The 12,613-nt window shown below is 46.1% G+C and carries 10 protein-coding genes; 9 read left to right on the top strand and 1 reads right to left on the bottom strand.

The window, feature by feature from the left end; genetic code table 11:
• Nucleotides 1-8 precede the first annotated feature (8 nt).
• The 7 genes from leuD to yihA all read left to right on the top strand — a co-directional run bounded on the left by leuD (nt 9) and on the right by yihA (nt 9,681).
• On the top strand, nt 9-608 hold the full coding sequence (gene leuD, locus R5H20_RS16775; RefSeq protein WP_006637878.1) for a 3-isopropylmalate dehydratase small subunit: 600 nt from the start codon (nt 9-11) through the stop codon (nt 606-608).
• 124 nt (nt 609-732) lie between these two features.
• Nucleotides 733-1,740 (top strand): DNA damage checkpoint antagonist DdcA, encoded by a 1,008-nt coding sequence (gene ddcA, locus R5H20_RS16770; protein WP_006637877.1) that lies wholly within the window; start codon nt 733-735, stop codon nt 1,738-1,740.
• Between the two features lie 231 nt (nt 1,741-1,971).
• Nucleotides 1,972-3,246 (top strand): trigger factor, encoded by a 1,275-nt coding sequence (gene tig / locus R5H20_RS16765; RefSeq protein ID WP_006637876.1) that lies wholly within the window; start codon nt 1,972-1,974, stop codon nt 3,244-3,246.
• Nucleotides 3,247-3,515: 269 nt separating this feature from the next.
• Nucleotides 3,516-4,781 carry an ATP-dependent protease ATP-binding subunit ClpX gene (clpX, locus tag R5H20_RS16760; protein ID WP_006637875.1) on the top strand — a complete coding sequence of 422 codons (1,266 nt, stop codon included), beginning with the start codon at nt 3,516-3,518 and terminating at the stop codon, nt 4,779-4,781.
• 133 nt (nt 4,782-4,914) lie between these two features.
• Nucleotides 4,915-6,570 carry an ATP-dependent protease LonB gene (gene lonB / locus R5H20_RS16755; RefSeq protein ID WP_006637874.1) on the top strand — a complete coding sequence of 552 codons (1,656 nt, stop codon included), beginning with the start codon at nt 4,915-4,917 and terminating at the stop codon, nt 6,568-6,570.
• Nucleotides 6,571-6,772: 202 nt separating this feature from the next.
• Complete coding sequence (gene lon / locus R5H20_RS16750; protein WP_006637873.1) at nt 6,773-9,097, top strand: endopeptidase La; 2,325 nt, start codon at nt 6,773-6,775, stop codon at nt 9,095-9,097.
• Nucleotides 9,094-9,681 carry a ribosome biogenesis GTP-binding protein YihA/YsxC gene (yihA, locus tag R5H20_RS16745; protein WP_006637872.1) on the top strand — a complete coding sequence of 196 codons (588 nt, stop codon included), beginning with the start codon at nt 9,094-9,096 and terminating at the stop codon, nt 9,679-9,681. The genes lon and yihA overlap by 4 nt, the downstream gene beginning before the upstream one ends.
• A 48-nt stretch (nt 9,682-9,729) precedes the next feature.
• Here yihA and R5H20_RS16740 read toward each other — a convergent pair whose 3' ends face one another.
• Nucleotides 9,730-10,215 carry a hypothetical protein gene (locus R5H20_RS16740; protein WP_006637871.1) on the bottom strand — a complete coding sequence of 162 codons (486 nt, stop codon included), beginning with the start codon at nt 10,213-10,215 and terminating at the stop codon, nt 9,730-9,732.
• A 185-nt stretch (nt 10,216-10,400) separates the two neighbouring features.
• On the opposite strand from R5H20_RS16740, the gene hemA reads away from it, so the two are divergent.
• On the top strand, nt 10,401-11,762 hold the full coding sequence (gene hemA, locus R5H20_RS16735; protein WP_006637870.1) for a glutamyl-tRNA reductase: 1,362 nt from the start codon (nt 10,401-10,403) through the stop codon (nt 11,760-11,762).
• A gap of 5 nt (nt 11,763-11,767) precedes the next feature.
• On the top strand, nt 11,768-12,598 hold the full coding sequence (locus R5H20_RS16730) for a cytochrome c biogenesis protein (protein ID WP_006637869.1): 831 nt from the start codon (nt 11,768-11,770) through the stop codon (nt 12,596-12,598).
• The last annotated feature ends 15 nt before the right edge of the window (nt 12,599-12,613 follow it).

Genomic DNA, 12,613 nt, shown 5'->3' with positions numbered 1-12,613 from the left:
GTGAAAAGATGGAACCCTTAAAGACACATACCGGAAAAGCGGCGGTATTAAACAGAATTAATGTAGATACAGATCAAATCATACCGAAACAATTTTTAAAACGGATCGAAAGAACGGGCTACGGCCGCTTTGCTTTCTTCGACTGGAGATATTTGGCGGACGGCGCGCCAAATCCGGAGTTTGAGCTCAACCGTCCTGAATATGAGGGGGCATCGATTTTAATCGCTGGAGAAAACTTCGGCTGCGGCTCCTCCAGAGAGCATGCGCCGTGGGCCTTGGACGACTACGGTTTTAAAATCATCATCGCGCCGTCATTTGCCGATATTTTTCATCAAAACTGCTTCAAAAACGGGATGCTGCCGATCCGTCTTCCGTATGACACATGGAAAGAGCTTGCTGCACAGTACGAACATCAGTCACGGTCGATGACCGTGGATCTCGAACAGCAGACGATTACGGATCACGGCGGGAAGCAGGTTTCGTTTGACGTTGATCCGCACTGGAGAGAGATGCTGCTGAACGGCTATGATGAAATCTCATTGACGCTGCTTCTCGAGGATGAAATTGAACAATTTGAAAAACAGCGAAGCTCCTGGCTTCAAGTCTAAAAAAGCCGTCCGATGTTTTCGGACGCTTTTTTGCTGAAAGAGAGCCGGTTGTTTGTTCTTTCTTGTGTTTAGCGGGCCGTGTTGGTACACTTGTTAAAAATAAGTGCCTGAAAGGAACTTAGGAATGAAGCCTGACAAGAAAAATTCAAAGATCATCCCGTTTCCAAACGTAAAGGAGCGTTTAGTGCATAAAGGGATGTCCGCCTTAAAAGAAAAAAATTATCATGAAGCGCTGCGGTTATTTTCAGAAGCAAGGAATTACGATGAAGAGGAATCGGACATTTATCTCGGAATGGCCATCTGCTTTCTGGAAATCGGCGAGCTTGAGGAAGCAAAGGGCATTTGCGAAAAGATGCTGAAGGAAGGCCAGGGCCACTATTTTACGGTTTTACAGGTCTATATGACGATTTTAATTCAGCTCCGCCAGTATGATAAAGTAAAGGAAACGATTGAAGCCGTCCTTGAAGAAAACAAGCTGCCCCCGGAAAGCGCCGAACAGTTTTACAAACTGCTTGATTTCAGCCGCAGGATGACGGAGGAGCCGGAAACCGAGGATCTCATAGAAGATCTGTCAGACACGGAAGAATACGACCGCGAGCGGATTTTGAATGATACCGGTGAGCAGGTGAAGCTGATCCATTCGCTGAAAGACCGCAATCTGTCGAAATATATCGGTTTATTGAAAACGATTCTGCAAAACCCGAACGGACATCCCGTCGTGAAAACGATGATTTTGCAGCTGCTCGCCGAATCAGATTATGAAAAAACGACGCTCGTCACAAAGTTTGGCGAATCGATGACAATTAATCCGAAAGAAACGGTCAAGCCGGATGCCATGCCGATTTTAACATATGTCCTGAACGTCCTTGACGATACGCTCGGGAATGAAAATCCCTCGCTGTACCAGGCGGTTGAAGAATTGTGGCGGAGGCATCTGTACGTGTTATATCCGTTTCAGCCGAAATACGCAAACCGCGAGCTTTGGGCAGCCGCACTTCATAAAGTCGGGTATGAAATGCACGGCATCGACATTGATAAAAATGAGCTTCATATCCTCTACGAATTCAATGACAGGCAGCTCGAAGAAGCGTGCGCGATGATCAAAGACATAGAAGAAATTTCTTATTTGTAAATGTTGAAAGCAGCAGGCATTGTGTTATAATAAAGTGGTTGCATTTGTGAAAAACGGAAGGCGATTGTTCCGTTTGCCGCTAAAGATTCATTATTTATCTTTGTATACATAATGATGGCTAATCAGGAAGAACCAAGCTGCCGGCGGACTGCAGCTTTCTATGGACGTAGCCGTTTGCTTGTTTTAAAATGGAAAACCGACACAACCTGAATAGATTTTGGAGGGAAACACATGTCAGTAAAATGGGAAAAGCAAGAAGGAAACGAAGGCGTTTTAACGGTTGAGGTTGATGCCGATACCTTTAATAAAGCCCTTGATGATGCATTCAAAAAAGTAGTCAAACAAGTATCCATTCCAGGATTCCGCAAAGGAAAAGTGCCGCGTGCGCTGTTTGAAAAGCGTTTCGGCGTTGAGGCTCTTTATCAGGACGCTTTGGATATCCTGCTTCCTGTCGAGTATCCGAAAGCGGTTGAAGAAGCAGGCATCGAGCCTGTTGACCGTCCTGAAATCGACGTTGAAAAAATCGAAAAAGGCGAAAGCCTGATCTTCACTGCAAAAGTAACGGTTAAACCTGAAGTGAAGCTCGGTGAATACAAAGGCCTCGGCATTGAAAAAGACGATACCGCCGTAACTGATGAAGACGTGCAAAACGAACTGAAATCTCTTCAAGAGCGCCAAGCTGAGCTTGTTGTGAAAGAAGGCGGAAAAGTAGAAGAGGGAGACACTGTTGTCCTTGATTTCGAAGGATTCGTCGATGGCGAAGCATTCGAAGGCGGAAAAGCGGAAAACTATTCCCTTGAAGTCGGATCAGGCTCTTTCATCCCAGGCTTTGAAGATCAGCTTGTAGGACTTGAAGCCGACGCTGAAAAAGATGTTGAAGTTACATTCCCTGAAGAGTACCACGCTGAAGACTTGGCGGGCAAACCTGCTGTTTTCAAAGTGAAAATTCATGAAATCAAAGCGAAGGAGCTTCCTGAGCTTGATGACGAGTTCGCGAAAGATGTCGATGAAGAAGTCGAAACGCTTGCCGAGCTGACTGAAAAAACGAAAAAACGTCTTGAAGAAGCAAAAGAAAACGAAGCGGATGCAAAATTGCGCGAAGAGCTTGTCACAAAAGCGGCTGAAAATGCTGAGATCGACATTCCGCAAGCGATGATCGATACTGAGCTTAACCGCATGATGAAAGAATTCGAACAGCGTCTGCAAATGCAGGGCATGAACCTTGAGCTTTACTTCCAATTCTCAGGACAAGACGAAACCGCGCTGAAAGAGCAAATGAAAGAAGATGCCGAAAAACGCGTGAAATCAAACCTGACGCTTGAAGCCATCGCAAAAGCGGAAGATCTTCAAGTGACTGATGAGGAAGTCGAAGAAGAGCTTTCTAAAATGGCTGAAGCTTATAACATGCCTGTTGAAAACATCAAACAAGCAATCGGTTCTACAGAAGGTATGAAAGAGGACTTAAAAGTCCGCAAAGCGATTGATTTTCTTGTAGAAAACCGTTAATATGTTTCATAATAATAGTTCATATAAAACAGGGCGCGAGTGTTTCGTGCCTTGTTTTATACAATTTTGACTTATCGGCCTTTCTTTGGGAAAGGAAAGATAATGTCACGCGGATGAACATACATATTGAATATGCCGGGAAGGCAAACACAAAGTTATCGCCTTTTTGGAAAGTATGGTAAAATGCAATACATAATGGAACGAATGTTTACAGCGTATGTTTCTTTTAACGAAGAAACGGAAATGACAAGGATATAAGGGGTGAAAGAATGTTTAAATTCAACGAGGAAAAAGGACAATTGAAATGCTCGTTTTGCGGAAAGACTCAAGATCAGGTACGCAAGCTTGTCGCCGGACCAGGCGTGTATATATGTGATGAATGCATCGAACTTTGCACGGAAATCGTAGAAGAGGAACTCGGCTCTGAAGAAGAAGTGGAGTTTAAAGATGTTCCGAAGCCGCAGGAAATCCGCGAAATTCTTGATGAATATGTCATCGGCCAGGATCAGGCGAAAAAATCGCTTGCCGTGGCCGTTTACAATCACTATAAACGGATTAATTCCAACAGCAAAGTTGACGATGTCGAGCTGTCTAAGAGCAATATTTCCATGATCGGACCGACCGGAAGCGGTAAAACGCTTCTTGCCCAGACACTGGCCCGCATCTTAAATGTGCCGTTTGCCATTGCCGACGCTACATCTTTGACAGAAGCAGGCTATGTCGGCGAAGATGTGGAAAACATTTTGCTCAAGCTGATCCAGGCGGCTGACTATGATGTAGAAAAAGCCGAAAAAGGCATCATTTACATCGATGAAATTGACAAAGTCGCGAGAAAATCGGAGAACCCGTCAATCACGCGCGATGTATCGGGAGAAGGCGTACAGCAGGCGCTGCTCAAAATCCTTGAAGGCACGGTTGCCAGCGTTCCTCCTCAAGGAGGAAGAAAGCATCCTCACCAGGAGTTCATCCAAATTGACACCACGAACATCCTGTTCATTTGCGGAGGAGCCTTTGACGGAATCGAGCAGATCATCAAACGCCGTCTCGGACAAAAAGTCATCGGTTTCGGTTCAGACAACAAGCATGAAGATCTTGACAAAGAAGCGCTGCTATCCAAAGTGCTTCCTGAAGATTTGCTTCGTTTCGGACTGATCCCTGAATTCATCGGCCGGCTTCCGATTATCGCCAGCCTTGAACCGCTGGATGAAAAAGCATTGGTTGACATTTTGACAAAACCGAAAAATGCACTTGTCAAGCAATACTCGAAAATGCTTGAACTGGATAATGTGGAGCTTGTCTTCGAAGACGAAGCCCTCAAAGAAATCGCCAAAAAAGCAATTGAACGTAAAACAGGTGCGCGTGGACTTCGTTCCATTATCGAAGGAATCATGCTTGACGTCATGTTTGATCTGCCGTCACGCGATGATATCGAAAAGTGCGTGATTACAGCAGAAACCGTTACGGATGGCGAGCCGCCGCGTCTTATTCTGAAAGACGGCACGGTCGCCGACAAAGACAAAAAAACGTCAGCTTAATGTTTAAACCCCCTGAATCCCAGGGGGTTTTTGTTTGTGCAAAATTATCCCTTTAAAACGTTTATTCCCTCCCTGAACAGGAAATACTATCTGACATACTCAGATACGAAACCATTTCAGGAGGGACCATCAGTTGAGCTGGACGAGCATTGCACTTTTTGTACAATTATTTTTCGGGATTATCATCGGATTATATTTTTGGAATTTGCTTAAAAACCAAAGAACACAAAAGGTTACGATAGACAGAGAGTCCAAAAAAGAGATGGAACAGCTCCGGAAAATGAGATCCATTCATTTATCAGAGCCTTTATCGGAAAAGGTGCGGCCGACAAGCTTTCACGACATTGTCGGCCAGGAAGACGGAATCAAAGCGCTGAAAGCCGCTCTCTGCGGTCCAAATCCTCAGCACGTGATCATCTATGGTCCTCCGGGAGTCGGGAAAACGGCGGCCGCCCGGCTTGTTTTGGAAGAAGCGAAAAAAAATAAGCGTTCTCCTTTTCAAGAGTCTTCTGTTTTTGTCGAACTTGATGCGACAACGGCCCGTTTTGACGAAAGAGGAATTGCGGATCCCCTGATCGGTTCGGTGCATGACCCGATTTACCAGGGTGCTGGAGCGATGGGGCAGGCGGGGATCCCGCAGCCGAAGCAGGGAGCTGTCACACATGCTCACGGAGGCGTTTTATTTATCGACGAAATCGGAGAGCTTCATCCTATTCAAATGAATAAAATGCTGAAGGTGCTGGAAGACCGGAAAGTGTTTTTGGAAAGTGCCTACTACAGCGAAGAAAATACGCAGATTCCGAAGCATATTCATGATATTTTTCAAAACGGACTGCCGGCGGATTTCAGGCTGATTGGCGCAACAACGAGAATGCCTGAGGAAATCCCGCCTGCGATCAGGTCGCGATGCCTTGAAGTATTTTTCCGCGACCTCGAAAAGCACGAATTAAAAACGGTCGCGAAGAAAGCGGCTGAAAAAATCAACAAGCAAGTGACAAATGAAGGGCTTGACCTTTTGACAAGCTATGCGAGAAACGGCCGTGAAGTGGTCAATATGATGCAGATCGCGGCCGGAATGGCGCTGACCGAAGATCGCGATCATGTTACACTCGAGGACATCGAATGGGTGATCCATTCGAGCCAGCTGACCCCGAAATATGAACAAAAAATCGCCGACAAGCCCCAGATCGGCATTGTAAACGGTCTTGCGGTGCACGGCCCAAACAGCGGTTCACTGCTTGAAATTGAAGTCACCGTGAATCAGGCGGCTGATAAAGGCTCGATCAATATTACCGGCATTGCCGAAGAAGAAAATATCGGCAATCAGTCAAAATCGATCCGCCGAAAAAGCATGGCCAAGGGTTCGGTGGAAAATGTCATGACGGTGCTTAGGACAATGGGTGTAAAAGCTTCAGATTATGATATTCATATCAACTTTCCCGGCGGGATCCCGGTTGACGGACCTTCGGCCGGAATCGCGATGGCGGCCGGCATTTTTTCGGCCATTCATAAAATACCGATTGATCATACGATCGCAATGACGGGTGAAATCAGCCTGCACGGCCGGGTCAAGCCGATCGGCGGCGTGATTCCGAAAATTAAAGCAGCCAAACATGCGGGCGCGAAAACCGTGATTATCCCGCATGAAAATGTTCAGTCCATACTAAAGCAAATTGACGGTATTCGGATTATTCCCGTCAAAACGCTGCAGGAAGTGCTGGACCTCTCATTGGTCAATCCGCCTTCGGAAATGCCGGGCGGCGCACAGGTCAAAAGAGAATCCGTTTAATCCTCATCACTTTCAGGTGGGGATTTTTTAGCGGCGCCCGCACGGCAAGTTTTCTTTTTGTAGGTCATCTTTTCCTTTTTCAGAAGAGAAAGAAAGGGTATACTACAGGAGACCCTTTTATTTCATGGGGCTTCCTATTGTACATGGATAAAAAAAGTGTATTATAATGTTTCTTACTAAAGTTACGGAGGTGTCAGTCAAAATGGCAGATGAAACGAAACGAAGCATCCCGCTCCTCCCTTTAAGAGGTTTACTCGTCTACCCGACAATGGTTTTGCATCTTGATGTAGGACGCGAAAAATCGGTGCAGGCGCTTGAACAGTCTATGATGAATGACCATATGATCTTTTTGGCAACGCAACGGGACATATCAATAGACGAACCGGATGAAGAAGAAATTTTTCCATTCGGAACCTATACAAAAATCAAGCAGATGCTGAAGCTGCCGAACGGAACGATCCGCGTACTGGTGGAAGGCATTCAGCGCGCCCGGATCATCGAGTACAACGATATGGATGATTATACATCTGTTACAATCGAGCGAATAGATGAAGACACAGAAAAAGATGTTGAAGATGAAGCTCTCATGCGCACCTTGCTCGACCATTTTGATCAATACATAAAGATTTCTAAAAAAATATCGGCTGAAACATTTGCGGCTGTGACAGACATAGAAGAGCCGGGCAGAATGGCCGATATCGTCGCTTCCCACCTTCCGCTGAAACTGAAGGACAAGCAGGAAGTGCTGGAAACCATCGATGTGAAAGCCAGATTAAACAAAGTGATCGATCTGATTCACAATGAAAAAGAAGTCCTGGAGATTGAGAAAAAAATCGGGCAGCGCGTCAAGCGTTCAATGGAAAGAACGCAAAAGGAATACTACCTGCGCGAGCAGATGAAAGCCATTCAAAAAGAGCTTGGGGATAAGGAAGGGAAGACGGGAGAGGTTCAAAAGCTGACGGATAAAATCGAAGAAGCCGGAATGCCCGATCATGTAAAAGAAACGGCATTCAGAGAACTGAACCGCTACGAAAAAATACCGTCAAGCTCTGCCGAAAGCTCGGTTATCCGCAATTACATCGAGTGGCTCATTTCACTTCCTTGGAATGACGCGACAGAGGACAGGCTTGATATAAACCTTGCCAGCAAAATTCTTGATGAAGAACACCACGGCCTTGAAAAAGTGAAGGAGCGGGTTCTTGAATACCTCGCTGTCCAAAAGCTGACACATTCGTTAAAAGGCCCGATTTTGTGCCTCGCCGGACCGCCTGGCGTTGGAAAAACGTCGCTTGCGAAATCGATCGCCAAATCGCTCGGACGGAAATTTGTCCGCATTTCACTCGGCGGCGTCAGAGACGAATCTGAAATCCGCGGACACCGCCGGACATATGTCGGCGCCATGCCGGGCCGGATCATTCAGGGGATGAAAAAAGCCGGCAAAATCAATCCTGTTTTTCTGCTGGATGAAATTGATAAAATGGCTTCGGATTTCAGGGGGGACCCGGCTTCCGCGATGCTTGAAGTGCTCGATCCTGAGCAAAACCATACGTTCAGCGATCATTATATAGAAGAAACGTTTGACTTATCTAAGGTTCTTTTCATCGCAACGGCGAATAATCTGGCGACGATTCCCGGCCCGCTCAGAGACAGAATGGAAATCATCACGATCGCGGGCTATACGGAAGTGGAAAAGGTTGAAATCGTCAAAGACCATCTCCTGCCTAAGCAGCTTAAGGAGCATGGACTGAAAAAATCCAATCTGCAAATTCGCGACCAGGCCGTTCTTGATGTGATCCGTTATTATACGAGGGAAGCCGGCGTCCGGAGTCTTGAACGCCAGATTGCCGCGATCTGCAGAAAGGCGGCAAAGCTGATTGTCTCTGGTGAAAGAAAAAGAATCACGGTAACAGAGAAAAATTTGGAGGACTACCTCGGCAAACGAATCTTCAGATACGGACAGGCAGAGCTTGATGACCAAATCGGCGTCGTTACAGGACTTGCTTATACAGCGGCGGGCGGGGATACGCTTTCAATTGAAGTATCGCTTTCGCCTGGGAAAGGGAAGCTGATCTTGACCGGAAAACTCGGCGATGTCATGAGGGAGTCGGCACAGGCCGCATTCAGCTATGTCCGTTCAAAAGCGGAAGAGCTGAAGATCAGTCCGGATTTTCATGAAAAACATGACATTCACATTCATGTTCCGGAAGGCGCGGTTCCAAAAGACGGCCCATCCGCAGGCATTACGATGGCGACAGCTCTCGTTTCCGCGTTGACGGGCCGTCCCGTGTCCCGCGATGTCGGCATGACCGGGGAAATTACGCTGAGAGGGAGGGTGCTTCCGATCGGCGGTCTGAAAGAAAAAACGCTGGCCGCTCACCGTGCCGGACTGAAAACTGTCATTATGCCAAAGGACAATGAAAAAGATATTGAGGACATTCCAAAAAGCGTGCGGGAAGGCTTGACTTTCGTCCCTGTCGTTCATTTGGATGAAGTCCTTCAGCATGCACTAGTGGGAGAAGAGAAATGAAAGTTACAAAATCAGAAATCGTCATCAGCGCGGTAAAACCCGAGCAGTATCCTGAAGGGGGGCTGCCGGAAATCGCGCTTGCCGGAAGATCAAATGTCGGGAAATCATCATTTATTAATACAATGATCAACCGGAAAAATTTAGCGAGAACGTCTTCAAAGCCCGGCAAAACACAGACGCTTAACTTTTATATCATCAATGATGTGCTCCATTTTGTCGATGTTCCCGGATATGGATTTGCGAAAGTGTCCAAGTCGGAGCGCGAAGCATGGGGGCGGATGATCGAAACATATTTGACATTGCGCGAAGAATTGAAAGCCGTTGTTCAAATCGTCGATCTGAGGCATGCCCCTTCAGAGGATGACGTCATGATGTATGACTTTTTAAAGCATTACGGCATCCCGGTGATCGTGATTGCGACAAAGGCGGATAAAATCCCTAAAGGAAAATGGGAAAAGCACGCCAAAGTCGTCAGACAGACATTGAATATCGAACAGGGCGACCAGCTCATTTTGTTTTCTTCGGAAACGAAAAAAGGCAAGCAGGAAGCCTGGGCTGCGATCGAACAAATGATCAACAGCTGAAGAAAAAGCACTTGCGTCCCGGATGCAAGTGCTTTTTTATGGAATAAACTATTTTCTTTTTAAGAATAATAAGAGCAGACTGACGGCAATCACGGCGGCCGGCCAGTATGCTTCAACATAGGCTGTTTCGATTTTCATCGATTGAAGCCAGGCGATGATCTGCTTGAAAAAATAGAGATATAAAGCAAAGGCGATCATCAAAAAACTTTCATATTGATATTCTTTCGTGCGAAATGATTTGACGAGAAGGGCGGCTCCGGCAATCAGGACGATCATGGCAAAATCATCGGCATGTCCGAAAAGCTCCTGTTTAAAGGAGAAATAAATCCCGATTGCGGCAAGCAGCAGGCCGGCGAAAAAATGGACGTTATCCGCTTCTTTATGTCCCTGGTACAAAAACGCCAGCCCGATGAGAGCCGCCAAAACGGACCATTCCTTTTGCCCGTCAAACAGGCTGATCTGTCCGGAGCCTAAAAGCGCGTAAATCGACACGGCGAGCAATAAACACGGAAGCAAAACAGATTTCTTTTTCAAAGTATCACCTTCTTGTTGTAGATAAACTAGAAAAGCAATTTCTACTATATCACAACATATTTTTAAAATCTGTTCACATTTTGTGAAGAGAAAATAGTGAATATATGTTATAATCGTTGTGAATAATAAATTCTATATTATAATTATTCTAATTTAGATAGGTGTTGGGGGTGCAAGCAAGAGTTATGCATATACTTGTCGTGGGATTGGATTACAAATCAGCCCCTGTTCATATACGCGAAAAATTAACCTTTCAGCCAGGCGATCTGGGGCAAGCCATGTCGCAGCTTAAAGAAGAAAAAAGCATACTTGAAAACATCATCGTGTCGACATGCAACCGTACAGAGCTATATGCAGTCGTAGATCAGCTGCACACCGGACGCTATTATATGAAAATGTTTTTGGCGAATTGGTTCGGAATGGATAAAGAAGATATTTCGCCTTACTTAAAGTTTTATGAAAATGACGGAGCCGTTGAACATCTGTTCCGCGTATCGTGCGGTCTTGATTCAATGATCATCGGCGAAACGCAGATTTTGGGCCAGGTTCGTACAAGTTTCAAGCTGGCCCAGGAAGAGAAGACGATCGGCACCGTTTTCAACTATTTGTTTAAGCAGGCTGTCACAGTCGCAAAACGCTGCCACGCCGAAACGGACATCGCTTCCAATGCCGTATCTGTCAGCTATGCCGCCGTTGAGCTTGCGAAAAAAATCTTCGGCAGCCTTTCAGATAAGCACGTGCTGATTCTCGGTGCGGGCAAAATGGGGGAGCTTGCCGTGCAAAATCTTCACGGTCAAGGAATCGGACAGGTTACGGTCATCAACAGAACGTTTTCAAAGGCAAAGGAACTGGCAGACCGCTTTTCAGGCGAGGCGAAAAGCTTAAATGAGCTGCAATGCGCCTTAACGGAAGCGGATATTCTCATCAGTTCGACGGGTGCAAACGGCTATGTCATCACGAAAGACATGATCGAACAGGTCAACAAGCTTCGGAAAGGCTGTCCGCTTTTCATGGTGGACATCGCCGTGCCGCGCGATCTTGATCCCGCTCTTCACGAAGTGGAAGGCGTGTTTTTGTATGACATTGATGATCTCGAAGGCATCGTCGAGGAAAACTTGAAAGAGCGCCAGGCCGTGGCTGAAGAGGTCGAGCTGATCATTGAGGCGGAAATCGTCGCCTTTAAGCAATGGCTGAACACGCTCGGCGTCGTTCCGGTCATATCCGCATTGAGGGAAAAAGCACTCTCGATCCAGTCAGAAACCATGCAGAGCATTGAACGGAAGCTTCCTCATTTGAGCACAAGGGAGAAAAAACTGTTAAACAAGCATACGAAAAGCATCATCAACCAGCTTTTGCGCGATCCGATTTTAAAAGTGAAAGAATTTGCTTCAGAATCGGATGCTGAGGAAAAGCTCAGCCTGTTCATGCAGATTTTCGATATTGAAGAAGCGGCTTTCCCTGATGAAAAGAAACAAGATGAGCGCCAGCTGGTTCATGGCTTTGCAAAACAAAATCAGCATGGCTTCACTTCTATCGCAAGTGAGTGACGATCATGACGGATACACTGTTAGCCAGGGTTAATGAAGCTACGATCGTCTTATATGCGCTCAGCGTTCTCTTTTATTTTATAGATTTTCTACAGCACAACCGGAAGGCAGGGAAAGCGGCCTTCTGGTTGCTTTCTATTGTCTGGATTCTTCAGACGGTCTATCTTTGCGATTTTATGTGGTATACCAAGGCGTTTCCTGTGTTGAATAATGTGCAGGGGCTTTATTTTTATGCCTGGGTGCTTGTGACGCTTTCCCTTGTATTAACAAAACTGCTGAAGGTGGATTTTCTTGTTTTTTTCACAAATGTGATCGGATTTTCCATGGTGGCGATCCATACGTTTACACCGACGGCGCAGCAGTCGGCCGAGCTTTCCGGCAGATTGGTGTCAGAGCTTCTGATCATTCACATTACGATGGCGATTCTCTCATACGGCGCTTTCTCATTGTCATTTGTCTTTTCGTTGCTTTATCTTTTTCAGTACAACTTATTGAAAAAGAAAAAGTGGGGAAAGTGGCTGTTGAGAATTGAGGATTTGTCAAAGCTTGACTACATGGCTTACGTCCTCAATATCATCGGTGTACCCATGCTCCTTTTGAGCCTGATACTCGGGATTATCTGGTCGTATGTGTCGCTGGAAACCCTGTACTGGACGGACCCGAAAGTGCTTGGTTCGATTGTGCTGCTCTTTTTATATGGATATTATTTATTTATCAGGATCGTCAAAGAGCTGCAAGGGAGGATCGCGGCCATGTGGAATACCGCGTCTTTTCTTGTTCTCTTAATCAATTTCTTTTTACTCGGCAGCTTTTCACAATTTCATTGGTTTAGTTAAATGGTTGCCCGTACG

Origin of the sequence: Bacillus sp. KICET-3 (assembly GCF_033261025.1) — a bacterium.
GTDB lineage: Bacteria > Bacillota > Bacilli > Bacillales > Bacillaceae > Bacillus > Bacillus sonorensis.
The sequence above is the reverse complement of the archived record's forward strand: the minus strand, read 5'-3'. Positions and strand labels throughout refer to the sequence as shown.